This is a genomic window from Acinetobacter sp. TW_SC_4, from assembly GCF_054861205.1.
Genome location: NZ_CM142174.1, coordinates 3,106,297 through 3,128,495 on the forward strand (window position 1 = coordinate 3,106,297; position 22,199 = coordinate 3,128,495).

Genomic DNA, 22,199 nt, shown 5'->3' on the forward strand with positions numbered 1-22,199 from the left:
TATGAGCCGCTAAAGAGAATTAACTACCAATAAGTTGAACAATTTGCTCGGATATACTGAAAAATCCAGAAAATTAATGACTTTAAGATGCTGTTCGATAAAGTCAAAAAAGCAATTAATGAGAAGTATTAAAATCCCAGTATTTTTGGATTTAGACTTATACATCAAATCCGGAAATTCAACAGTGAGAAAAATTCGGGGCCGATCACTAATACGAAAAAAAGATTAGTTCAGGCATTTTTGCTTTTTATTCATCATAAATGAGATTTATTATTGGATATATTTTAGCTCTTAATTCATCGAATATAAATATTAATATTCCCCTAAAACGCCATAAAAGAATGTTTTCTAAATCTATCTAATTCACTTAAGTGACTTATTCTGTGTATTTTTTACTGAAAAAATGAATTCATTAGCTTTCATACTGCTGGAGGATAAAGGATGATTTGGACAGCAAAAAATCATAACGATTAAAACTTGATTGTTGCCTAGAGGCTTTGTATAAAGAATTCAGTGGCTTTTACTAAAGCATATTGTTCTTATGCGTTTGATCAGTCATAATTTGCATAAGCAATATTCAATTCAGTGCAAATCTATTGAATTTGCTACAAATCAAAATACAAACCCATCCCAAATATGTTTTCTCATTCTCTTCGGATGGACAAATAGGATAGTTTTTTAAAATGACTCAGCAAGCACAGACCATTCAGGGTTCCATTGTCGCAATCGTCACCCCCATGTTTGAAGATGGCAGCGTAGATTGGAAGGGTCTCGAGAAGCTGGTTGAGTGGCATATTGCAGAAGGCACTAACAGTATCGTCGCGGTTGGTACTACTGGTGAAGCATCAACGCTCAGCATGAGCGAGCACACTCAAGTGATCAAAGAAATCATTCGTGTTGCCAACAAACGTATTCCTATCATTGCCGGTACAGGCGCAAACTCGACTCGTGAAGCAATCGAGCTGACTCAGGAAGCCAAAGAACTTGGCGCTGATGCTGCCCTGCTGGTTACTCCTTACTACAACAAACCGACTCAGGAAGGTCTATACCAGCATTATAAAGCGATTGCTGAAGCGGTTGACCTACCTCAAATTCTTTATAACGTTCCAGGTCGTACTGGCGTAGATATGGCCAACGAAACCGTGATCCGTCTGGCAGATATTCCACAGATCGTGGGCATTAAAGATGCAACAGGTGATGTAGCCCGTGGTGCTGCCCTGATTGAAGGTCTGACAGGCAAAAACATGACTGTTTACTCAGGTGATGATGCAACTGCCTATGAGTTAATGGGTCATGGTGCCAAAGGTAATATCTCTGTGACTGCTAACGTTGCACCAAAAGTCATGAGTGAAGTATGTGCTGCAGCCATTGCAGGCGATGCGGCAGGTGCTGAAGAGCTCAATACTCAGGTTGCAAATTTACACAATATTCTATTTTGCGAATCAAACCCAATTCCTGTGAAATGGGCTCTCCATGATATGGGCTTAATTGGTACAGGTATTCGCCTTCCATTAACACCACTTGCAGAACAATATCGCGCTCCGCTTCATGAGGCACTTGTAGAAGCGAGCGTCATTAAATAAAGAGCAACGATTATGCAATTACGTTTAGGACTTACCCTGGCACTTTCAGTATTCAGTTTAGCAGGTTGTAGTTCAATGGCCTTTAAAAACGGTACCTTGGACTATAAAGAGACAACCACGCTGCAACCATTACAATATCCTGAAGGGTCAATGGTTCGTCCTGCAACGCCTTTGTACCCTGCTCCGACCGTAGATCCGCTTGCCCTGGAAAATGCACCAAAGCTTGAAAATCAGCGTGGTAACCGCTTTGCGATGCCACGTCCTACTGCACAGCCAGTAAATTCAACTCAAGCAGATGAAACTCAAGAAAATTTTTCGGGAAAGCCGCAATTAGTCACTGACGGAAATCAAAATCCACTGCTCAAAATTGATGGAAATGCTGCTACAATATGGCAATACACTCTTGCCACGCTTAGCAGCCTTAACCATTCTATCGTTGGTCAAAATAAAGATCGTTATGAAGTAGCGATTCAGGTCGATCAGCAAACCTATGTTTTAAGACTCTCTCCCGCAGGTTCGAGTAACACCCTGGCTGTGTTTAATCCCGATAACAGTTTTGCCGACCGCGAAAAAGCAGCAGAACTGTTAAACCAGATTTACCAAAATTGGCCAGCCTAGACATTTTCTAGGCATTTTTTTTTGTAGAAGGTTCCCTCATGTTAAAACAAACCTTGCTCTATACTGGTAAAGCGAAATCTGTCTATACCACGGACAGTGAAGACCACCTGATTTTAGTTTTTCGTGACGATGCGTCCGCATTCAATGGCGAAAAAATCGAACAACTGGATCGTAAAGGTAAGGTGAATAACCGTTTTAACGCCTTCATCATGGAAAAGCTGGCTGCTGCTGGTATTGAAACTCATTTTGAGAAACTGCTGACACCGACTGAAGTGCTGGTGAAAAAACTTAAAATGATTCCAGTAGAATGTGTAGTACGTAACTATGCTGCGGGTTCTTTATGCCGTCGTCTTGGTGTAGAAGAAGGTAAAGAGTTAACGCCTCCAACATTCGAATTGTTCTTCAAGGATGACGCGCTAGGCGATCCAATGGTGAACGAATCTCAAGCGATTGCTTTAGGTTGGGCGACTGCTGAACAACTGGCAAAAATGAAAGAACTGACTTACCAAGTGAACGATGTGCTTAAAGCATTATTCGAAGCGGGTAATATGCTTCTGGTTGACTTTAAACTTGAATTTGGTGTGTTCCACGACCGTATCGTACTGGGTGACGAATTCTCTCCAGACGGCTGTCGTCTATGGGATAAAGACACCAAGAAAAAACTGGATAAAGACCGTTTCCGTCAAGGCCTAGGCGGTGTGGTTGAAGCGTACGAAGAAGTTGCAGCACGTTTAGGTATCAATCTTGAAGATATCTAAGCACTAATAATGCTTCAAAGAACCGGGCAAATAGCCCGGTTTTTTATTGTCTAATCTTATGATCGAAAAAATGAATTTTATTAATAAAAATGATCGTTTTTACATTATTCAATGCATGCCTTAATATTACTGCATCCCAGCCACATCCCCAGCAGATGCAATCCATCTGGTGTTGTCGGCTAGATTTATACCCTTACCCTCTAGGATGTATCTCCCCCAAGACATCCTATTTCAGCCCAATTCTCCTTGAATTGGGCTTTTTTTTGTTTACTGCTGCTGTTGTTCCTGCCAGCGACGTTGTTGCAGACGTTCGCCTTCCACTTCACGCTTATTACGTGCCGATTCGTACAGTTTGGTGCCTTTCAGCTCAGGCGGCAGGTAATCTTGCAAAACAAAATGTTCCGGATAGTTATGCGGATACAGATAATTCACTCCATAACCCTGCTCTTTCATCAACTTGGTGGTTGCATTACGCAGATGTAAAGGCACTGGCAAATTGGCCGTTTTTTCAGCCAGATCCATCGCCTTGTTAATCGCGAGATAGGTACTATTACTTTTGGCACTGGTCGCCAGGTAAACCGCACATTGTCCCAGAATAATCCGGCATTCCGGCATACCAATCGCTTGAACTGAGCGGAAGCATTCACCCGCTAGCAACAAGGCATTCGGATTGGAATTGCCAATATCTTCTGATGCCGCAATCAGCATACGGCGGGCAATAAAGACCGGATCTTCACCACCTTTCAGCATACGTGCCATCCAGTACAGGGCAGCATCCGGATCACTACCACGAATCGACTTGATGAAGGCCGAAACCAGATCATAGTGCTGCTCGCCAGACTTGTCATAACGGGCAATATTCTGCTGTGCGACTTTGACCACAATCGCATTAGTAATGATATTTTCCTGATCAGCCTCAAAAGTACTGGCAATCAGATCTAGTAGATTGAGTGCCTTACGCGCATCCCCTGCGGCAAACTGCAATAAGGCGTCAAATTCTTCAATCTGGATATAGCGTTCCTGCAGGAATTTGTCAGTCTGAATCGCCTGAGTTAGTAAAGTCTGAATCGCTTCGTCACTCAGCGCATTCAAGGTATAGACCTGACAACGTGACAGCAAGGCACTGTTGACTTCAAAAGATGGATTTTCCGTCGTCGCGCCAATCAGGGTAATTTTGCCTTTTTCGACGGCATTCAGCAGTGCATCCTGCTGGGATTTATTAAAACGGTGAATCTCGTCAATAAACACTACAGGCGTCAGCAGATCAACACTTTCCGCAATGACTTCACGCAATTCTTTCACACCGGTATTGAGTGCAGACAGGCTGATAAATGGCCGGTCCACCGCTTGGGCAAGTAGCAAGGCAATCGTGGTTTTACCTACTCCAGGTGGACCCCAGAAGATAATCGATGGTAAATGCCCTTGGTCAATCATCTGACGTAGAGGTGCATTCTCTCCAAGCAAGTGATCCTGCCCGATAATTTCTGCAAGGTCGCGAGGCCGCAAGCGTTCTGGAAGCGGGATATGACTGTCTGACATCTTATTATTGGCTCAAATTAAATTCTGCTTTCATTCTAACACTGGTAGTTTTGATTCCAATATTTCAAACATTTATGAGAAAAATTTAATTTATGTAAGAAATCTCTATTTTTTTTACAATGAATGGATTAATCTTATGAAAAGTAGATAAATAGAACATGATTAATTACAGGTTAATAACCTTGTAAATTTCACATTATCTCATATTAATTAGAATGGACTTGAGCAACTGATTGGATGCTCTTTGGGTGGTATCGGTGGGGATGCATGAAGCATAATAAATCTAGACGAACAACTGCAGAATGCGCTGATTCGCTTATTTCAACCTTGATACAATCTTCTAATGAGCAACAGGCAAAATCCAGATTATTACAAGATCTGATCAATGATGTGCCGCATCCGCTTTGGGTGCTGGGCAAGGATAATATTGAATATTTTAATCAGGCACTTTCGGATTATTTAGGTACCAATTTAAGTGAATATGGTCCTAAAGAATGGCAAAGCCTGATTCATCCAGATGATCAGCCAACGTTTTCTGAGCAATGGCATGCTGGCCTGAATCAGCAACAAGGCTTTAATACCCAGTGCCGGATTAAATCGGCTGATTCCAGCTACCGTATGTGTGCCTTGGCCATCAAGTTTCAGCATACAGCAGAACATCTGCTGCAATGGTCGGTATCACTGACCGATATCCATGAATATTTTGAGATTCAGCAACAACTGTCTCAGGTGATTTCTACCCAAAAAAACATGCTGGATGCCAGTGTCGATTGTATTAAAGTGATGTCTCCACAAGGCGAAATCCGTCATATCAATCAGTCAGCCTGTCATAAGTTAGGGATTGATCCTGAACAGCAGCCTGCCCCGCATTCATGGTTAAGCCTGTTACCCGCTGAAGTTAAAAAAACCGGACAACGCGCTTTAAAACAGGCTGCTCAAGGTTTAAATAGCCGTTTTGTAGAAAAAGCCCAGACGGAGAATGAGGACCCACAATACTGGGATCATTTACTGACTCCAGTATTGGACGAAAATAATATTCCCCAAAATATCCTGTGTGTTTCACGCAATGTCAGTCAGCAAAAAATAGTTGAAAGCCGTTTAAAAGCCGTAATTCAGCGTGATGAGCTGACCGGACTGTATAACCGCAATGCCTTTTATAAGACCTTTAAACAGGTACTGCTAAAAGCCAAGCAACAGCAAATAATGGTTGGCCTGCTCCTGATCGACCTAGACTATTTCCGGCATATCAATGACACTTTGAGTCATATTGCCGGGGACCATTTGCTGCATGTCTTGGGCAAGCGTTTTCAGGCCTGTTTTGGCTCCAATAATATAGTCGTTGCCCGTCTGGGTGGCGATGAGTTTGCTATTTTAGTCAAAAACCTGGAAAACGAAGCCCAGCTGATTAATACTGCACAACTGGCCTATGCCCAACTGGAACAACCAGTGAGTTATGTCGGCCATCGTATGAGTATCGGTATGAGTATCGGTTGTACCGTTTATCCGCGTGATGCCCAGAATAGTTCCAACCTGCTGAAATGTGCCGATATTGCCCTGAATGATCTGAAAAATAGTGGTCGTGGCGGGATTCGCATGTTTAATCAGGAGATGTTCAGGTCACTGGAAAACATGACCAAACAACTGACGCTGGCACGCAAGATTATTCATGCGGATCAGATTATTCCTTATTATCAGCCTAAGGTTCACCTTTCTGATGGTGAGGTGATTGGTTTCGAAGCCTTACTGCGTTGGCAGGATCAACAGCATCAGATCCAGTTACCCTCTCATATTTTTTCTGCTTTCCAGGACTATGATTTAGCTTCGCGCATCAGTGAAACCATGCAGCTAAAAGTCTTTGAGGATATGAGCCGCTGGCAAGCCGAGGGTCTGGATATACTGCCAATTTCAATCAATGCAGCTCCAGTTGAATTCCTGCGCGATGACTATGCTGAGAAATTCCTGGCTCGTCTATCCCGATTCGATATTCCTGCACATAAGGTTGAACTGGAAATTACCGAGCAGAGCTTATCCGAAGGCGGAGCCAATTATGTGATCCGGGCACTAAACCTGCTAAAAAAACATGGAATTCATATTTCTCTGGATGACTTCGGTACCGGTCATTCTTCCCTGACCCGTTTACAGGAATATCCGGTCGACTGCATCAAGATTGATCGCAACTTTGTAGAACGCATGAACAATGATCCGTCTGCGCTGGCCATTGTCAAAGCCATTACCCAGATTGGTTCCAGTATTTCTCTGGATGTACTGGTCGAGGGTATTGAAAATACTGAACAACTGGACACGCTAATCAATTGTGATTGCCAGATCGGACAAGGTTTTTATTTTTACCGACCTATGTCGGGGTCTTCAGCACAGCAACTGCTACAACAGGCAGCTTAATTTTTTTATTTAATCATTTGACGAGGTTGGATTGCGCTAACAGCTAGCGCACCCAGCGTACGATATATTCATCAATTTCATCTTCATCAATATCGACTTCACTTAAGCAGCGACCAGCAGCAGATTTTTTGGCCTGAATTACGCTTTGTCGTGAACCTGTCTTCAGATAATGCCAGGATGGCAGGCTTTTCCCTTCAGCAACTCGGCGATAGGCACAGCTTGATGGCAACCAGTGAATGGTGTCCAGTTTCTCAGGTGTTAGCTGGATACAATCGGGCACATATTGCAGCCGGTTCGGATAATCCGAACAGCGGGCAGTTTTACAGTCCAGTAATTTGCAAGCCACTTTGGTATAGGCAACTTCGTGGGTGTCTTCATCTTCCAGCTTGATCAGGCAGCAAAGCCCACAACCATCACAAAGCGCTTCCCATTCTTCTGGTGTCAGCTCAGTGAGACTATATTTTTTCCAGAAGTATGGACGTAAGGCATCAGACATAATCAAAACGGCTATGGTAAAAATCAGCTTATTATACCAAGTCTCAACAAAGGAAATGTAGGGACGTGAATCTTATTAATATCACGTAAACTATTGTTAAATCAGAGACAGTACATCAACAAAACACTAACAGTGCCCAAAATCGAATATTCCTATACTGGATTTGAGAATAAAAACACATGGAGAATTGATATGTTTCGCTGGGCTATTATTTTTGCTGTGATTGCCTTAATTGCCAGTCTACTTGGTTTCGGTGGAGTAGCAGGCTTATCTAAGGATTTCGCGATTATCTTATTGGTGATTGCCGTTATTCTTGCCATTGTTGGTTTCCTTTCTCGCGGCAAGGTCTAGCGACTGATTTTTGCTTAAGGAAAAGTTTCCTACAGAAAAAACAAGAGCCATTTGGCTCTTGTTTTTTATGCGCCCAAAATGGATTACGGTTTGATATGGCGTGGTCTGAAACCAGCAGCGACCAATGCGGCCAAATACGCCACTACCCCGACCACACATAAAATCAGTACTTCCAGTACACGCATCCACTGTGATACATCACCATTGTACCAGCTCAGTGCATAGGCCAAAGCTGCAATCATCACCACATTGGCAAACATGAATTGCAGGAAGATTTTTTTCCAGTGTGCACCAAAGCGGAAAATATTGCGTTGATGCAGATAAAAATACAGCAGACCCGCATTGACCATGGCTGAACCGGTCGAAGCCAGTGCCAGCGCCATATGTTCCGCTTCCCAATGAATCAGCTTAAAGAAACCAATAAAGATCACGTTCAGAATTGCATTGGCTGCTACTGCCATTAAACCGACGCGTACCGGTGTACGGGTATCCTGCTGGGCATAAAAGCCGGGAGCAAAGACTTTAATCAGCATAAAGGCAATCACACCGCCACTCATACATTGCAGTGCCAAGGCAGTCATCTGGGTATCTTCAAAAGTGAATTGTCCGCGTTCAAATAATGCCTGAATAATCGGTGTTGACAGCATGAACAAGGCAATACTGGCTGGTAGACCCACCAGTACGATGACTTTCGCTGCCCAATCCATCATGCCACGGAATTTTTCCGGGTTCTTTTCCGTATGCTGTGTGGATAAAGACGGCAGAATCACGGTACCGATTGCGACGCCAATCAGACCCAATGGTAATTCGGTCATCCGTTCAGCACTATATAGCCAGGACACTGAACCATCCTGCATGAAAGAAGCCCAAACCGTATTCAGTAACAGGTTGATCTGTGTGACCGATACACCAAACAAAGCGGGTAGCATCAGTTTCATGATGCGATCCACCCCTTCATGCTTGAAGTCTACTTTCGGTGGAATCAACAGGTTTTTACGCCATAATTCTGGAATCTGGATTGCCAGCTGCAAAATACCGGCAATTACGACTGCCCAGCCTAGCGCCATAATCGGCTCTGCCATAAAAGGGGTGAGCCAGAGCGCACCTGCAATCATGGCAATATTCAATAAGACCGGAGCAAAGGCTGGCGTACTGAAAGAGCCATAACTGTTCAGAATACTGCTGGCAAAAGCCGTTAGTGACATAAATAGCAGGTATGGAATGGTCAGGCGGAACATGTCTGTAGCCAGCGCAAACTTTGCTTCATCGCCATGGAACCCTGGCGCATAGATATACATGATCACCGGTGCGGCAATGATGGCAATCATGGTCAGGGTGGTCATGAAAGTAGCCAGACAGCCAAATACCCGGCTGATCAGGATCTGCACTTCTGCATGGGTACGACTGGTTTTATATTCTGTCAGTACCGGAATAAAGGCTTGGGAGAATGCCCCTTCTGCAAATAGCCGTCTGAAAAAGTTTGGAATACGAAATGCCACCACGAAGGTATCGAAATCTTTACCGGCACCGAATACATTCAGTAAAACCACATCCCGGACCAATCCCAGAACCCGCGATAACATGGTCATCGCACTGACAATTACGGTCGAACGCCAAAGCGCCATCCTATTCACCTAATAATTAATTTGGGCCTATTGTAATGAAACTTGCAAAAGAAGTTCATTGCTTAATCACATGACTTCCTGAAGGGTCATGGGTTCTTATAATGTTGTAACTGGGCACGAAAAGCACACCAGTCAAAATACGGTCCCGGATCGGTTTTACGTCCCGGTGCAATGTCCGAATGTCCGGCAATATGCTGCTGCAGTTTGGGATAATAGTCTTGCAAACAGGTGGTAACTTTGACCAAGGCATCATACTGTGCCTGTTCAAACGGCAGGTCATCACTGCCTTCCAGTTCAATCCCGATGGAATAATCATTACATTCTTTTTTGGCCAGATAGCTGGAACGACCTGCATGCCAGGCCCGGTCATTGAAATTCACAAACTGCAGCACTTCACCAGAACGCAAAATCAGCAGATGCACCGACACCTGCATGCCTTCAATAGTTTGAAAATACGGATGCACTGACCAGTCCAGCTGGTTCTGAAAAAACTGTTCAATATAGCCGCCACCAAACTGTGACGGCGGCAGACTGATGTTATGGATCACCAGTAACTGGATATCGGTATGTTCAGGCCGCTGATTAAAATTTGGAGAAGGGATCTGGCGCGCCCCGAGCAATTGCCCGTCCCGGATTTGAAACTCAGCTGCCTGTTGCATAAAACTGTCCTGTACAAAAATAAAATCTGCAATATCAGGATTGCAGCCGGCTTAATGCTAAAACTTTCATAGGCAAATCTCAATTCATCCCGGCAGGCTGTATGAAAAATCGCTCATTTTAATGTAACGGTGTTAAGATAACGCACAATTTTTCACGGCTAAAAAAGATACGGAAATACTCATGAGCATATCTCAGGCTTTGCTAGAACAGTCGATTCAGATCAATATTCAACAGGCACTCTCCGAAGATATTGGCGATGGTGACATTACTGCCCTGCTGACTCCTCAAGATGAACAGGCGACTGCCACGATTATTAGCCGTGAAGCAATGGTTCTTGCTGGTCAGCCTTGGGTCAATGCCCTGATTCAGGCCTATGATCCGAGTGTAGAAGTGATCTGGCTAAAAAATGACGGCGATCATGTCGCTGCCAATGAAGCTTTTCTAAAACTGGCCGGTTCTGCACGTAGCCTACTGACTGTAGAACGCCCTGCCCTGAACTTTGTACAGACGCTGTCTGCAGTTGCGACCAAAACAGCAACCTATGTCAAAGAGTTGGACGGTCTGCATACCAAGCTCTTAGATACCCGTAAAACGCTGCCAGGCTTACGTATTGCCCAAAAATATGCTGTTGCTGTCGGTGGTGGTCAGAATCACCGTTTGGGCCTATTCGATGCCTTTTTGATTAAAGAAAATCATATTATGGCAGCCGGCGGCATTCGCCAGGCGATTGCCATGGCCCACCAGATTGCACCGGGTAAACCAGTTGAAGTGGAAGTTGAAACCTGGGATGAACTGAATCAGGCCCTAGAAGCCGAGGCTGATATCGTGATGCTGGATAATTTCAGTCAGCAGCAAATGATTGATGCCGTTAAACATGTGGCTGGTCGCTGTAAACTGGAAGCTTCAGGCAATATCACTATTGATAATTTACGTGAAGTGGCGAGTACAGGCGTAGACTATATTTCGATGGGCGTATTGACCAAAGATGTCAAAGCCATTGACCTATCGATGCGTTTTAATAGTTAAAGTTTTATCCATAAAAAAGGGTGCCATAGCACCCTTTTTCTTATTCTCAAGGATATAAATCATAGAGGTTGAATGGCCTCTACTCTGTTAATTGGTATCACTTCCTCGTTCCATATTTGCACCATCACGGTTTTCATCACGAGAATTCGAATCACAGGCAGTTAAACCCAGTACAGCAAATACTGAAAATGCCATCAACCATATTTTCATGTTATAACCCTCTGAATGAGATTTGGTTAAAAGATCATCGCTTAAAACAGAGGTTACACAGTAGACAGATCCTGTTCATTTTTTGTCAGGCAATGTGTAGCTATAATAAAAAACGCATCCGAAGATGCGTTTTGTAAACTCTGGAAATATTACCAGCCCAAAGCTTCTTGCTGTTTCTTGATCAGTTCCTGAATCCCTTTTTCAGCCATGGCCAGCATGTCATTGCATTGCTCACGGGTAAATGGCTTATCTTCAGCAGTACCTTGAATTTCAATAAATTCACCCGCTTGGGTCATCACGACATTCAAGTCAGTCTGACAGTTTGAATCTTCTTCATAGCAAAGATCCAGCAGGACTTCATCTTTAAAAATACCTACAGAAATGGCTGCCACTAGCCCCTTAAGTGGGTCCTGTTTGATTTTCTTTTTCTCAAGCAATACATTCATGGCATCAATCAATGCTACTGCAGCACCCGTAATTGATGCAGTACGGGTACCACCATCGGCCTGGATCACGTCACAGTCAATGGTAATGGTATTTTCACCAAGTTTTTTCAGGTCGACCATTGAACGTAGGCTACGACCGATCAGACGCTGGATTTCCTGAGTACGGCCACTTTGTTTGCCGCGAGCAGCTTCACGGTCACTACGGGTATGTGTTGAACGTGGCAGCATGCCGTATTCTGCTGTTACCCAGCCTTGGCCCTGACCTTTCAGGAAACGTGGTACAGAGCTGTCCACACTGGCAGTACACAGCACTTTGGTATGACCAAATTCAACCAATACGGAACCTTCCGCATAACGTGTATAGTTACGGGTAATTTTCACTTCACGTAATTGATCTAATGCTCGTTGGTCGATACGCATAATAGGTCCTGCTGTTGACTAAAAATAATTGCGGCTCAGTATAACAGAAGCCTCCGCCAAGATTGGGACAGAGGACAGATCATTTACAAAATCACTGGACACGCCTTGCTTGTATAGATTTTTCAGTCCATCTGCTCTACTGCGATGGGCAGATGTTTTTTGCTAAACTGCAGATCTGCTGAAGGAAAATCCCTATGTCTTTACGTGAAGAACGCAAGCAACAAAGCCGTCAGGCCCTCCTCGATGCTACCTTGGCATTGAGCAGCCGTGGCCATGCATTTAGCAGCATCAGCCTGCGCGAAATCACTCATGAAGTCGGACTGGTGCCTGCCGCATTTTATCGACACTTTCAGAATATGGATCAGTTGGGACTGGAACTTCTGGATCAGGTGTCGATTCATCTCAAAGGTGTGCTGAATCAGTTGGGACCTGCAGACTTTTCTCTGGATGAGCTTTCATCTAAGATCGAACTGTTTTTTCAGGCAGTTGATGCTCATCCCGAAGCCTGGACATTTGTCAGTGCCGAACGTTGGGGCGGTTCCAATATTCTCAGACAAGGGATTGAGCGGGAAATTCATTATCTGACCCAAGACTTGCGGCATACCTTGGAACAGATTCCAGCCACCCAGCAATCTCCTTCTCCAGCCGAGTTAACTGCACTGGCACAGATTCTGGTTCCTCTCGCATTAAACTGGGCTATGGGCTGGATTCAGCTTCAGGCACAGCCTGCTCTTGAACTGCGACAAACTCGGATAAATGACTTCAAAGCCCAAAGCCTAAAGCAGTTAGAACTGTTATTTCGTGGAATTTTATCTCAAGCCTGAGATCTCATCTGAGTGAAATCTATTTCGCAGTTCAATTTTATCCTGATATAAAAAAACCCACATATAGATGCAGGTTTTTAGATTCATGCAGATCTGGTGTTATTTAGCTTTACGCTCTTTCTCAACCAGATAATTTACCACTTGAACTACTTTGGCACCATCGCCCTGAACTACATACTTACCGTTCACAGTTACCGCTGGTACACCGCTTAACTGATAAGTCGCAGCCAGATTTTTGGCCTGTGCGATTTTTGAAGAAATCGGGAATGATTTATAAGTGGTATTAAATTTCGCTTCAGAAATACCATAACGGGTATAGAACTTGGCTAATTGAGCCTGTTCCAGAATTGGCTGTTTCTTCGCATGAATATCATGGAATAGCTGCAAATGTGCTTTTTGACGAACACCTAGAGCTTCAGACACATAATACGCACGAGCTGCCTGTTCCCATAGCGGATTCATCGCGGCTGGGGTACGTACAAAACGTACATCTTTAGGCAATTTTTTTAACCAGCTTTGCATGTGTGGTTCAAGAGAATAGCAGTGACCACAGCCATACCAGAAGAATTCACGGACTTCAATTTTCCCCGGCTTTTCAACTTTTACTGGATTCGCCAGGACTTGATAGTCTTGACCTGCTACAAAGTTGGCCGCCATTGCACTGCCAGAAAATGCCAAAACAGATGCGGCTACAGTGCCTAAAATAAATTTTTTCATTGGGATTATCGTCCTCTAAATCATTATGTCTAATTTATGGCTTCACTATAAAGTAATTATGCCGGTTTCGTTTTTATTCTGTGAACTTTTTTACAGCTTTTATCGCTTTTTTTTCCAGAATCGCTACACTAAACAAGTTTACTGATTTACAAGAAGTTAAATCTGTTTATACCGCCTCTGGGCGAACTTAAATTTTAAATAATCACGACTGATTGAGGTGACACCGATGTCGCAATTGAATGTTGATCCACAAGAAATTGCCAAGTTTGAAGCATTTGCAGCTATATGGTGGGATCAGCATTCCGAGTTCCGCCCATTGCATATGATCAATCCCCTGCGCCTCAACTGGATTGATGAACATGCCGGTGGCTTGAGCGGCAAGAAAGTGCTGGATGTAGGCTGTGGCGGTGGAATCCTGTCAGAAAGCATGGCGCGCCGTGGTGCTCAGGTGCTGGGCATTGATATGGGCGAAGCGCCACTGAATGTGGCACGCATCCATGCCGAGCAGGAAGGTGTCAGCAATATTGAATACCGTCAGATTCCAGTAGAGCAACTCGCAGAAGAACAAGCCGGTCAATACGATGTCGTGACCTGTATGGAAATGCTGGAACATGTACCTGATCCAGCCTCTATTATTCAGGCCTGTTATAAACTGGCCAAACCAGGTGGTCATGTCTTCTTCTCGACCATTAACCGTAATCCAAAATCTTATCTGTTCGCGATCATTGGCGCAGAATATATCTTGCGTATGCTGGCCAAAGGTACACATGATTACAGCAAATTCATCAAGCCGTCTGAACTGGCGCATGACATCCGTAATGCCGGTTTAAAACTGAAAGATATGACTGGCCTGCATTATAACCCGCTGACCAAGCGTTACTGGCTGGCACCGAATGTCGATGTAAACTATATGGTGTACACCGTTAAAGAAAGCACGCAAGAGGCCGACCAATGAAGGCGGTTCTATTCGACCTCGATGGTACTTTAATTGATACCGCAGCTGACTTTATCCGGATTATCCAGCATATGTGCCGTGAAGCCGGCCGTGACGTGGTGGAAGCTGATCTGATCCGTACCCAGGTTTCAGAAGGTGCACGTGCTATGGTCAAATTGGTCTATCCGGAACTGCAACTGGAAGATCCAGTGTTTCTGGATCATCGCCAGCGTTTTCTGGATATGTATGGGGCAGATATTGCTGTGGATACAGACCTGTTCAGCGGAATGTATCCTCTACTTGAAGAATTAGAGGAAAATGATATCCCTTGGGGAATCGTGACCAATAAACCGCGCTGGTTGAGCGAAGCCTTACTCAAAGCTTTAAACCTGACCGAGCGCTGTGCCGTACTGGTCTGTCCGGAAGATGTGACCCGAACCAAGCCAGATCCGGAGCCAATGTATCTGGCTGCCGAGCAGTTACAGCTGGCTGCAGAAGACTGCATCTATGTCGGTGACCATCCACGTGATATTGATGCAGGCCGCAATGCCAAGATGTATACCATACTGGCAGCATACGGTTATTTACCACTGCAATACAAAGATGACTTAACAGCCTGGCAAGCCGACTATATAGTGAATACAGTGAATGAGTTACACCAGCACATTCAAAAACTGGTCTTGAGCGAGCCAAGTGTCCTGTCTTGATTCCTGAAACTACTGAAGACACTTAACAATAATAATGAGGAGGTAGATAATGAAGTATTCAGAATATCAACCTCGCCCCGATCTGTTAAAAGATCGTATCATCCTGATCACAGGTGCGGGCGATGGCATTGGTCGTGCAGCAGCAATCAGCTATGCTCTGCATGGAGCAACTGTAGTTCTGCACGGGCGTACCTTAAACAAGCTTGAAGTTATCTATGATGAGATTGAAAGCTTGGGTGCGCCGCAACCCGCCATTCTCCCATTACAGTTATCTAGTGCCTCTGAACGTGATTATGAATTATTGCTCGACACGCTCGATCGCCAGTTTGGCCGTTTAGACGGGATTTTGCATAATGCCGGTATTTTAGGCGAGCGAGTACCACTGGCAGATTATCCGGTTAATGTCTGGGATGATGTCATGGCGGTTAACCTTCGTGCGCCTTTTGTGATTACCCAAGCCCTGTTACCCCTGCTGGAAAAATCCAAACACGCTTCTGTGGTCTTTGCCAGTTCCGGTGTAGGGCGCGAAGCCCGGGAATGCTGGGGCGCTTATTCAGTTTCAAAAATTGCCATTGAAGCAGTGAGCCAGTTATTTGCCAAAGAACGGGTCAATTCGAATATCCGCTTTAACTGTATCAATCCGGGTGCTACACGTACCGCAATGCGTGCCAAGGCTTATCCGAATGAAGATCCGAAAACCTTACCGGCACCGGATTCCATCATGCCAGCCTATCTGTACCTGATGGGTGAAGATAGCTTGCATATGAACGGTCAAAGTATTGATGCGCAGGACTAATCTTTAATTAACACCTATTTAAAAGCCAATGTCAGCATTGGCTTTTTGTTTTTTTTAAACTCTATAAAGATAAGACCCATTTGAAAGCTGGCTTATTCTTCTGCCCCATTCATCCAGATTTCAGACTGAATCAGCCAGACCTTTCTTATTTCTACAATACTGTCTTTATTCAGTTCGCTGCAAATTCCCCTATACTAGCGCCAACAGATTTTTATTTGAGTGCAACATGACTGACTTAAACAACATCACCGTGACGACTTTGGAAGATGGCATGGTCTCTCTGCTGGTCGATCAGCAGCCGATCTCTGAAAAATACGGCATGAAGTTTGATGCCAGCATTGTCGATGACATTCAGGCACTCGAAAATGGTCAAAAACTGAAACTGTTTGACCAGTTTGTCTTTTCCCATACCGATCTGAATTTTGAACATTCCTATCATTATGTGACGGGTATCGAAAAGCTGGACGATCGTTATCAGGTAGCGAAACACTTTGTCTATCGCATCAAGATCGAAGGTCAGCCTGAAATTGAACATGTGATCAGCAATCAGGGCAAAGCAATGACAGCAGAAGATGTGCGTACTTTTATTCAGGCACATGTACAGAAATCCCTAAGTGACTATACTGATCTGAACTATGCCTATTAAGATCGTTCATTAGATCCCGAAAGAGCACATTTACACATGATGCTCTTTTTTTATCCTTAAATTCTTTAAAAAACAGACATAAATCGTTTTAACAAATCAATAATATAAAATTATTCGGTTTTCCAAATTAATATAAAATTTTTATAATGCTTTTCAAGTTAAATCAAAGCGAAGGAAAATTAAATGGCAGACCAAAAACGTAAAACTGAAACTATTCGTCGTATTGAAAACTTGCAGTTATCAACTGCCCTGATTTTGGCTTTAGAAGATGCAGTCGAGGCAGAGTCTGTGGCTGAAGCCATTCAGTCCTTACAGGGTTTAACGGAACAGTGGAACTGAAAAATTGCAATGACCAAATCAAGATCCGGTGTTTAAAAAGAATATTTTTTCCACTAATTTGAGACGGTTTTGATACACAATTCAGGACATTGCGCTTGCATCTTGATCCCGGTTTTGCTGAAATGCCAATGGGGCTGGGCATAACTGGTCAACTGACTGAAGTGCATCCTAAGCTTATGTAAAATCATGGCATAATCATAATTTCTCTGTAATTGATATAAAACTTCAGCCAGTTCTTCACAGTTTCTCTGCAATTTTTCCATACATTAGTTACTGTAGAAAATGAACAATTGAATGAGGGTTCAACATGAAAAAGGTTCTGGTAGCATTGGCGATGTCCTGCAGTGCATTCATGCTGGCAAATGTTGCAAACGCTGCCCCTCATTTCAATGATGAACAGCGTATGGAACGGGGTCCGGGTCATCATCAGGCCAAGAAAGCGCGTGAGTTCCATGACGATCACCAAGACCAGTATGATAAACGTCGTATGCGTGAAGAACGTGGTGTTAAACGTCTGCAAGAGTTACGCTGGCAGCCTGGCTATGTCATGCCGCAGCATTATCGCAGTAATGGCTACAAGGTCGAATATAAGGATCATAAACTGCCTAAACCAGACCGTAAGCAGCAATGGTACAAAGTCAACAATGACTACATTCTGGTGAACTCTGAAAATAACAGTATTGTCCGGATCATCGGAGACTGATTCAGAACCTGATGCAAAGCCCAACCTCGTTTGGGCTTTTTGATTTTTCGGATGAGCCTTTTTAGGCTTTTTCTTATTTTAGAGCTTTCCTTTTAATCGTGGCTAATCTCCTAAATTCCTTCATGAACTTAACAATTCCACTAAACTGGCCTCACGCTTTCTATTCACTTATTCGCTAATTTAATCTCATCGAAAACATGTACAGATTTTTAGGTGAGAGCCATGAAAAAAGTTTTAACTACAATTGCCTTATCTCTTAGTGCGCTGGTTGCTACTTCTGCAATGGCAGCACCGCAGCATCATGATTCACGTTATGCACCGCATAAATCAGCACCGCACTGGGATCATAAAGACGCGAAAAAATGGGATGATCGCCGCGATGACCGTCGTTACAACAACCGTGGGGTTAACCCAAGCCGTGACTGGCGCGTAGGTCAAAAACTGCCAAACCAGTACGACAACCGTCGTTTTGAAGTCAATGGCTATGAAGCACGCCGTCTGCCGAAAGCAGGTAAAAACCAGCAATGGTACAAAATCAATGGTGACTATGTGCTAGTCAACGATCGTAACGACAAGATTGTTCGAATCATCAACTAATCATTCTCTTTTCTGCCCTTCTAGCAGACACCTGAAGCTCGCTTCAGGTGTTTTTTTATATCTGTACTTCCACTTCAGTATTTTTTCATTAGAATCAAAGCTAGATCTTTAAATGTTGAAATAGGCACAGCTATGACTGCAGCAGAAACCTCACCGAGCAACACCTTGCAATATGTGCACTGGTTTCGCCATTCTGCGCCTTATATCAATGCTCATCGCAATAAAACTTTTGTGATCATGTTTGATGGTGAAGCGGTATTGCATGACAACTTTCAGCACATCATTCATGATATTGCCCTGCTCAATTCTTTAGGAATCCGTCTGATTCTGGTACATGGCGCGCGTCCGCAGATTAACCAGAATCTGGCTGCGAGTGGTTTCGAGACCCCTTTCCACCAGCAGCGTCGGGTGACGACTCGTGAATCCTTAAGCTGTGTACTGAATGCAGTAGGATCGATCCGTTTACAGATTGAGGCGCTATTATCGATGGGACTGGCCAACTCACCTATGTATGGTGCGCGCATTGATGCCGTTTCAGGAAATTTTGTGACAGCCAAACCTTATGGCATCCGTGACGGGGTCGATTTTCAGTTAACTGGTGAAGTTCGGGCCATTGATACCGATGCGATTCAACGTCATCTGGACAATCATAATATTGTGATTCTCGGTCCGACCGGCTATTCAACCACAGGTGAAGTTTTTAACCTTCTAGCTGAAGAAGTCGCAACCAAAACTGCGACTCGTCTCAAAGCCGATAAACTGATTATCTTGGGTCGACAGCATGGTCTGCTCGACAGTAAGGGTCAGTTAAAACGGGAAGTAACCCCACAGCAACTGGATGACTATATTCTTTCTGATGAACAGGATATTGAAATTCGGCTCCAGCTCAAGGCCGCTCAGGAAGCGTCCCGAAATGGCGTCAATCGCGTTCACCTGATTTCGTATACCTATGACGGCGCCTTGCTGGAAGAACTGTTCACCCGGGATGGTTCCGGCACCATGATCACCGATGCGCATTATGAAGAAGTGCGTATGGCCGACATTCAAGATGTCGGTGGCTTGATCCGTTTGCTCCGCCCCATGGAAGAAGAAGGTATTCTGGTTTACCGTTCGCGGGAGCGTCTGGAAAATGAAATTGACCAGTTCGCCGTAATTGAGCGTGATGGCATGATTCTGGCCTGTGCTGCCCTGTATCCGATTCCAACTACGGGCAATGAACTGCGTTCTGCAGAAATCGCCTGCGTTGCAGTAGATCCAAGTTACCGTCAATCCAACCGCGGTAGCCAGATTCTGCATTATCTGGAAGATAAGGCCAAAAGTCTGGGTATTCAGCAACTGTTTATTCTAACCACCCGTACCGCACACTGGTTTCTGGAACAGGGCTTTGAACCGGCATCAGTAGATGATTTGCCCGATGCCCGACAGGCTTTTTATAATTATCAGCGCAATTCAATTGTCTGTAAAAAGTCACTTTAAAGTGACTTTTTATTAGCTCTCATATCTCTATTTTAGATAACGATATTCATAAAACCTGTATTCAGTATAAAAATCCTATTGCTGATTTTCTAATAAGCATATCTGGCCACTTTATTTAGAATAAATAATTTTATATTTCATTATCTTATATTAATTACTCTTTCTTCCTAAATTAATGTGTAAATCACTTTCCTGCATAAGTTTTGCACTTTTTTATTTATCTTTTTTATTCATTAGAAATTCCTGAATAGTTATTTTTTTAGAAAAGTAAAAAGCTTTAGCGTATGCCTAAGTTCTTCATTTCACATTTCTAAATTTTCAGGAGTTCTGATTCATGCGCCAATCACACATTCAATTATTCACAAAAACTGCGGTCCTTAGTGCTGCGGTGGCTGGCGTGATGATGCTTTCTGGCTGTGGCAAAAAACAAGAAGCCGTGACCCTGAATATTGGTTTCCAGAAATATGGCGTACTGCCGATCTTAAAAGAACGTGGCACCTTAGAAACGTCATTAAAAGAAAAAGGCGTGAATGTGAAATGGGTTGAATTCCCGGCTGGTCCTCAGTTGCTTGAAGGCTTGAATGTCGGCAGCGTATCTTTTGGTGAAGCCGGTGAAGCGCCACCGATTTTTGCTCAAGCAGCGAATTCAAATCTGGTCTATGTGGCCAATCAGCCTGAAGCACCGAAAGCTGAAGCGCTAATCGTACAAAAAGACTCGAAAATTCAATCTGTACAGGATCTGAAAGGCAAACGTATTGCCTTAAATAAAGGCTCAAATGTTCATTACTTACTACTCAAAGTCCTTGAAGCCAATAATCTGAAACTCAGCGATATCGAAGTAGTTTACCTGCCACCTTCTGATGCCCGTGCCGCTTTTGAACGCGGTGCTGTCGATGCCTGGGTGATCTGGGACCCATTCTTCGCTGCAGCAGAACATCAGATTGGTGCGCGTGTCATCGCAACGGGTGAGAACATCGTCAGTAACCATCAGTTCTATCTGGCAGATCGCAAGTTTGCTGAAGCCAACCCACAGATTATTGAAGCTGTCGTGAATGAACTCAATCTGACCACTGAGTGGGTCTCTGCTCATCAGGATGAAGCCGCCAAACTTCTGGAAAAACCGACAGGCCTAGCATTTGATGTATTGAAAACGTCTATTTCACGCATGGGCTTCGGTGTTCAACCTCTCACGACTGACGTGATTCAAAAACAGCAACAAGTCGCCGATGCGTTTTATGCGCAGCAGCTGATTCCACAAAAGCTGAATATTGATGCAGCAATTATTAAATAACAGCAGAATAATTCGAGAATAAAGATGAGTCATATAAAAACAGTTTCTTATATCAGCTTAGCGCTATTGAGCTTTAGTCTGACTGGCTGCCATAAACAGGAACCACAACAAACGACTGCTGCAGACACCAAAGCAGCACAACAGGTACAAAGCATTGCAATTGGCTTTCAAAAATCAGCCTTAAATCTGCTGGTGGCACGCGATGAAAAGCTATTAGAACAACAATTTCCCAATGCCAAAATTGAATGGAAAGAGTTTCCGGCAGGCCCACAAATGCTGGAAGCACTGGCAGTCGGGGCAGTGGATTATGGCTATGTGGGAAATACCCCACCTATTTTTGCACAGGCGGCAGATAAAGCCCTGAGCTATGTGGCCTTTGAAAAAGTGGCGGGGAATTCTTTAGCTGTGGTCTTGCCGAAAGACAGTGCTATTCAAAACATTCAACAGTTGAAAGGAAAGCGGATTGCGGTTCAGAAAGGTTCGAGCGCGCATGAACTTCTGGCCAAAACCCTGGAAAAAGCCGGCTTAAGCTGGTCAGAGATTCAAGCCGTTTGGCTTCCCCCTGCGGATGCACGTGCTGCTTTTGATAAAAAAGCCATTGATGCCTGGGCAATCTGGGATCCCTTCCTGGGTGCAGCCGAGTTCGACAGCCAGGTTAAGATACTGATTGAATCCAGTGATTTTCCGCAAACCTATTCCTTTTACATCGGCAATCCCGAATTTATTCAGAAGCATCCGGATAGTCCCGGCAAGTTTATCCAGGCTTTAAATGCATCTGACCAGTGGATTCTTAAAAACCAGGCTGTAGCCCTAGATATTTATCAGAAAAGTACCGGTCTGAAACCGGATGTAGCGAAGATTGCATTTGAGCGTCGTCTTAAACCTTCGCCGGTACAACCATTAACGACGGAAGTGATCAAAGCCCAACAGAATATTGCCGATCTCTTCCAGCAGGTTCAACTGATTCCCAAAACCATCAGCGTCCAGCAACAGATCTGGTCGCCAGCGGCCACACATTGATGAGCAAACAAGATCAT

25 protein-coding genes are annotated in these 22,199 nt (G+C 44.1%); 17 read left to right on the forward strand and 8 right to left on the reverse strand.

The window, feature by feature from the left end; all coding sequences use genetic code 11:
- Positions 1-683: 683 nt before the first annotated feature.
- From dapA to purC, 3 genes are read left to right on the forward strand one after another with little or no spacing between them, the layout of a single operon-like run.
- A complete protein-coding gene (gene dapA / locus ACWM1W_RS15130) occupies positions 684-1,583 on the forward strand; it encodes a 4-hydroxy-tetrahydrodipicolinate synthase (protein WP_461603279.1) in 900 nt (299 codons plus the stop codon).
- Between the two features lie 12 nt (positions 1,584-1,595).
- Positions 1,596-2,201 (forward strand): hypothetical protein, encoded by a 606-nt coding sequence (locus ACWM1W_RS15135; protein WP_004781397.1) that lies wholly within the window; start codon positions 1,596-1,598, stop codon positions 2,199-2,201.
- Between the two features lie 38 nt (positions 2,202-2,239).
- Positions 2,240-2,959 (forward strand): phosphoribosylaminoimidazolesuccinocarboxamide synthase, encoded by a 720-nt coding sequence (gene purC, locus ACWM1W_RS15140; protein WP_004781395.1) that lies wholly within the window; start codon positions 2,240-2,242, stop codon positions 2,957-2,959.
- Positions 2,960-3,226: 267 nt separating this feature from the next.
- Here purC and ACWM1W_RS15145 read toward each other — a convergent pair whose 3' ends face one another.
- On the reverse strand, positions 3,227-4,498 hold the full coding sequence (locus ACWM1W_RS15145; RefSeq protein ID WP_008305874.1) for a replication-associated recombination protein A: 1,272 nt from the start codon (positions 4,496-4,498) through the stop codon (positions 3,227-3,229).
- Between the two features lie 267 nt (positions 4,499-4,765).
- Between ACWM1W_RS15145 and ACWM1W_RS15150 the strand changes: the two genes are divergently transcribed.
- Positions 4,766-6,898 (forward strand): putative bifunctional diguanylate cyclase/phosphodiesterase, encoded by a 2,133-nt coding sequence (locus tag ACWM1W_RS15150; RefSeq protein ID WP_175966562.1) that lies wholly within the window; start codon positions 4,766-4,768, stop codon positions 6,896-6,898.
- A 43-nt stretch (positions 6,899-6,941) separates the two neighbouring features.
- Here ACWM1W_RS15150 and ACWM1W_RS15155 read toward each other — a convergent pair whose 3' ends face one another.
- A complete protein-coding gene (locus tag ACWM1W_RS15155; RefSeq protein ID WP_004781392.1) occupies positions 6,942-7,394 on the reverse strand; it encodes a YcgN family cysteine cluster protein in 453 nt (150 codons plus the stop codon).
- 192 nt (positions 7,395-7,586) lie between these two features.
- Between ACWM1W_RS15155 and ACWM1W_RS15160 the strand changes: the two genes are divergently transcribed.
- On the forward strand, positions 7,587-7,745 hold the full coding sequence (locus ACWM1W_RS15160; RefSeq protein WP_004647174.1) for a DUF1328 domain-containing protein: 159 nt from the start codon (positions 7,587-7,589) through the stop codon (positions 7,743-7,745).
- 83 nt (positions 7,746-7,828) lie between these two features.
- On the opposite strand, the gene murJ is transcribed toward ACWM1W_RS15160, so the two are convergent.
- Together murJ and ampD are read right to left on the reverse strand one after the other, a co-directional pair.
- The gene (gene murJ, locus ACWM1W_RS15165) at positions 7,829-9,379 is read right to left on the reverse strand and encodes a murein biosynthesis integral membrane protein MurJ (RefSeq protein ID WP_171248451.1); all 1,551 of its coding nucleotides are present in this window, start codon (positions 9,377-9,379) and stop codon (positions 7,829-7,831) included.
- 77 nt (positions 9,380-9,456) lie between these two features.
- Positions 9,457-10,029 carry a 1,6-anhydro-N-acetylmuramyl-L-alanine amidase AmpD gene (gene ampD, locus ACWM1W_RS15170; protein WP_108675722.1) on the reverse strand — a complete coding sequence of 191 codons (573 nt, stop codon included), beginning with the start codon at positions 10,027-10,029 and terminating at the stop codon, positions 9,457-9,459.
- A gap of 181 nt (positions 10,030-10,210) precedes the next feature.
- Here ampD and nadC point away from each other — a divergent pair, with 181 nt between their 5' ends.
- Positions 10,211-11,056, forward strand: coding sequence for a carboxylating nicotinate-nucleotide diphosphorylase (gene nadC / locus ACWM1W_RS15175; protein WP_448765273.1), 846 nt, complete (start codon positions 10,211-10,213; stop codon positions 11,054-11,056).
- Between the two features lie 87 nt (positions 11,057-11,143).
- Here nadC and ACWM1W_RS15180 read toward each other — a convergent pair whose 3' ends face one another.
- Positions 11,144-11,266 carry a hypothetical protein gene (locus ACWM1W_RS15180; protein ID WP_005232802.1) on the reverse strand — a complete coding sequence of 41 codons (123 nt, stop codon included), beginning with the start codon at positions 11,264-11,266 and terminating at the stop codon, positions 11,144-11,146.
- A 149-nt stretch (positions 11,267-11,415) separates the two neighbouring features.
- Positions 11,416-12,132: a ribonuclease PH gene (rph, locus tag ACWM1W_RS15185; RefSeq protein ID WP_004781384.1), complete on the reverse strand. Its 717-nt coding sequence runs from the start codon at positions 12,130-12,132 to the stop codon at positions 11,416-11,418.
- A gap of 194 nt (positions 12,133-12,326) precedes the next feature.
- Here rph and ACWM1W_RS15190 point away from each other — a divergent pair, with 194 nt between their 5' ends.
- Complete coding sequence (locus ACWM1W_RS15190) at positions 12,327-12,956, forward strand: TetR family transcriptional regulator (RefSeq protein ID WP_005232803.1); 630 nt, start codon at positions 12,327-12,329, stop codon at positions 12,954-12,956.
- Positions 12,957-13,055: 99 nt separating this feature from the next.
- Here the strand turns inward: ACWM1W_RS15190 and ACWM1W_RS15195 are convergent, their stop codons facing one another.
- Positions 13,056-13,673 (reverse strand): thiol:disulfide interchange protein DsbA/DsbL, encoded by a 618-nt coding sequence (locus ACWM1W_RS15195; RefSeq protein ID WP_005232804.1) that lies wholly within the window; start codon positions 13,671-13,673, stop codon positions 13,056-13,058.
- Positions 13,674-13,899: 226 nt separating this feature from the next.
- Between ACWM1W_RS15195 and ubiG the strand changes: the two genes are divergently transcribed.
- The 5 genes from ubiG (at position 13,900) to ACWM1W_RS15220 (ending at position 17,095) form a co-directional block, all read left to right on the forward strand.
- The gene (gene ubiG / locus ACWM1W_RS15200; RefSeq protein ID WP_005232805.1) at positions 13,900-14,628 is read left to right on the forward strand and encodes a bifunctional 2-polyprenyl-6-hydroxyphenol methylase/3-demethylubiquinol 3-O-methyltransferase UbiG; all 729 of its coding nucleotides are present in this window, start codon (positions 13,900-13,902) and stop codon (positions 14,626-14,628) included.
- Positions 14,625-15,314 carry an HAD family hydrolase gene (locus ACWM1W_RS15205; protein WP_005232806.1) on the forward strand — a complete coding sequence of 230 codons (690 nt, stop codon included), beginning with the start codon at positions 14,625-14,627 and terminating at the stop codon, positions 15,312-15,314. The genes ubiG and ACWM1W_RS15205 overlap by 4 nt, the downstream gene beginning before the upstream one ends.
- A gap of 49 nt (positions 15,315-15,363) precedes the next feature.
- Positions 15,364-16,110, forward strand: coding sequence for a YciK family oxidoreductase (locus ACWM1W_RS15210; protein ID WP_005232812.1), 747 nt, complete (start codon positions 15,364-15,366; stop codon positions 16,108-16,110).
- Positions 16,111-16,336: 226 nt separating this feature from the next.
- Complete coding sequence (locus ACWM1W_RS15215; RefSeq protein WP_004781373.1) at positions 16,337-16,756, forward strand: hypothetical protein; 420 nt, start codon at positions 16,337-16,339, stop codon at positions 16,754-16,756.
- A gap of 183 nt (positions 16,757-16,939) precedes the next feature.
- Complete coding sequence (locus tag ACWM1W_RS15220; RefSeq protein WP_004781372.1) at positions 16,940-17,095, forward strand: hypothetical protein; 156 nt, start codon at positions 16,940-16,942, stop codon at positions 17,093-17,095.
- 53 nt (positions 17,096-17,148) lie between these two features.
- On the opposite strand, the gene ACWM1W_RS15225 is transcribed toward ACWM1W_RS15220, so the two are convergent.
- Positions 17,149-17,358 carry a hypothetical protein gene (locus ACWM1W_RS15225; RefSeq protein WP_034170274.1) on the reverse strand — a complete coding sequence of 70 codons (210 nt, stop codon included), beginning with the start codon at positions 17,356-17,358 and terminating at the stop codon, positions 17,149-17,151.
- A 44-nt stretch (positions 17,359-17,402) separates the two neighbouring features.
- On the opposite strand from ACWM1W_RS15225, the gene ACWM1W_RS15230 reads away from it, so the two are divergent.
- The 5 genes from ACWM1W_RS15230 to ACWM1W_RS15250 all read left to right on the forward strand — a co-directional run bounded on the left by ACWM1W_RS15230 (position 17,403) and on the right by ACWM1W_RS15250 (position 22,182).
- Entirely contained in the window at positions 17,403-17,798 is a 396-nt protein-coding gene (locus ACWM1W_RS15230; protein WP_005232826.1) for an RcnB family protein, read from the forward strand.
- 222 nt (positions 17,799-18,020) lie between these two features.
- Positions 18,021-18,395, forward strand: coding sequence for an RcnB family protein (locus tag ACWM1W_RS15235; RefSeq protein ID WP_005232837.1), 375 nt, complete (start codon positions 18,021-18,023; stop codon positions 18,393-18,395).
- 132 nt (positions 18,396-18,527) lie between these two features.
- Entirely contained in the window at positions 18,528-19,871 is a 1,344-nt protein-coding gene (gene argA / locus ACWM1W_RS15240; protein WP_005232845.1) for an amino-acid N-acetyltransferase, read from the forward strand.
- 334 nt (positions 19,872-20,205) lie between these two features.
- Complete coding sequence (locus ACWM1W_RS15245) at positions 20,206-21,162, forward strand: sulfonate ABC transporter substrate-binding protein (RefSeq protein ID WP_005232847.1); 957 nt, start codon at positions 20,206-20,208, stop codon at positions 21,160-21,162.
- A 24-nt stretch (positions 21,163-21,186) separates the two neighbouring features.
- Complete coding sequence (locus tag ACWM1W_RS15250) at positions 21,187-22,182, forward strand: aliphatic sulfonate ABC transporter substrate-binding protein (RefSeq protein WP_005232849.1); 996 nt, start codon at positions 21,187-21,189, stop codon at positions 22,180-22,182.
- Positions 22,183-22,199 lie beyond the last annotated feature (17 nt).

Bases quoted from the DNA above. Each gene is read 5' to 3' on its own strand.
- dapA (WP_461603279.1), top strand. From the start codon at position 684: ATGACTCAGCAAGCACAGACCATTCAGGGTTCCATTGTCGCAATCGTC.
- ACWM1W_RS15135 (WP_004781397.1), top strand. From the start codon at position 1,596: ATGCAATTACGTTTAGGACTTACCCTGGCACTTTCAGTATTCAGTTTA.
- nadC (WP_448765273.1), top strand. From the start codon at position 10,211: ATGAGCATATCTCAGGCTTTGCTAGAACAGTCGATTCAGATCAATATT.
- argA (WP_005232845.1), top strand. From the start codon at position 18,528: ATGACTGCAGCAGAAACCTCACCGAGCAACACCTTGCAATATGTGCAC.
- ACWM1W_RS15245 (WP_005232847.1), top strand. From the start codon at position 20,206: ATGCGCCAATCACACATTCAATTATTCACAAAAACTGCGGTCCTTAGT.
- ACWM1W_RS15235 (WP_005232837.1), top strand. From the start codon at position 18,021: ATGAAAAAAGTTTTAACTACAATTGCCTTATCTCTTAGTGCGCTGGTT.
- ubiG (WP_005232805.1), top strand. From the start codon at position 13,900: ATGTCGCAATTGAATGTTGATCCACAAGAAATTGCCAAGTTTGAAGCA.
- ACWM1W_RS15160 (WP_004647174.1), top strand. From the start codon at position 7,587: ATGTTTCGCTGGGCTATTATTTTTGCTGTGATTGCCTTAATTGCCAGT.
- ACWM1W_RS15220 (WP_004781372.1), top strand. From the start codon at position 16,940: ATGGCAGACCAAAAACGTAAAACTGAAACTATTCGTCGTATTGAAAAC.
- ampD (WP_108675722.1), bottom strand. From the start codon at position 10,029: ATGCAACAGGCAGCTGAGTTTCAAATCCGGGACGGGCAATTGCTCGGG.
- ACWM1W_RS15195 (WP_005232804.1), bottom strand. From the start codon at position 13,673: ATGAAAAAATTTATTTTAGGCACTGTAGCCGCATCTGTTTTGGCATTT.
- ACWM1W_RS15210 (WP_005232812.1), top strand. From the start codon at position 15,364: ATGAAGTATTCAGAATATCAACCTCGCCCCGATCTGTTAAAAGATCGT.
- ACWM1W_RS15230 (WP_005232826.1), top strand. From the start codon at position 17,403: ATGAAAAAGGTTCTGGTAGCATTGGCGATGTCCTGCAGTGCATTCATG.
- ACWM1W_RS15250 (WP_005232849.1), top strand. From the start codon at position 21,187: ATGAGTCATATAAAAACAGTTTCTTATATCAGCTTAGCGCTATTGAGC.
- ACWM1W_RS15145 (WP_008305874.1), bottom strand. From the start codon at position 4,498: ATGTCAGACAGTCATATCCCGCTTCCAGAACGCTTGCGGCCTCGCGAC.
- ACWM1W_RS15150 (WP_175966562.1), top strand. From the start codon at position 4,766: ATGAAGCATAATAAATCTAGACGAACAACTGCAGAATGCGCTGATTCG.
- ACWM1W_RS15205 (WP_005232806.1), top strand. From the start codon at position 14,625: ATGAAGGCGGTTCTATTCGACCTCGATGGTACTTTAATTGATACCGCA.
- ACWM1W_RS15190 (WP_005232803.1), top strand. From the start codon at position 12,327: ATGTCTTTACGTGAAGAACGCAAGCAACAAAGCCGTCAGGCCCTCCTC.
- ACWM1W_RS15180 (WP_005232802.1), bottom strand. From the start codon at position 11,266: ATGAAAATATGGTTGATGGCATTTTCAGTATTTGCTGTACTGGGTTTA.
- rph (WP_004781384.1), bottom strand. From the start codon at position 12,132: ATGCGTATCGACCAACGAGCATTAGATCAATTACGTGAAGTGAAAATT.
- purC (WP_004781395.1), top strand. From the start codon at position 2,240: ATGTTAAAACAAACCTTGCTCTATACTGGTAAAGCGAAATCTGTCTAT.
- ACWM1W_RS15225 (WP_034170274.1), bottom strand. From the start codon at position 17,358: ATGGAAAAATTGCAGAGAAACTGTGAAGAACTGGCTGAAGTTTTATAT.
- ACWM1W_RS15215 (WP_004781373.1), top strand. From the start codon at position 16,337: ATGACTGACTTAAACAACATCACCGTGACGACTTTGGAAGATGGCATG.
- ACWM1W_RS15155 (WP_004781392.1), bottom strand. From the start codon at position 7,394: ATGTCTGATGCCTTACGTCCATACTTCTGGAAAAAATATAGTCTCACT.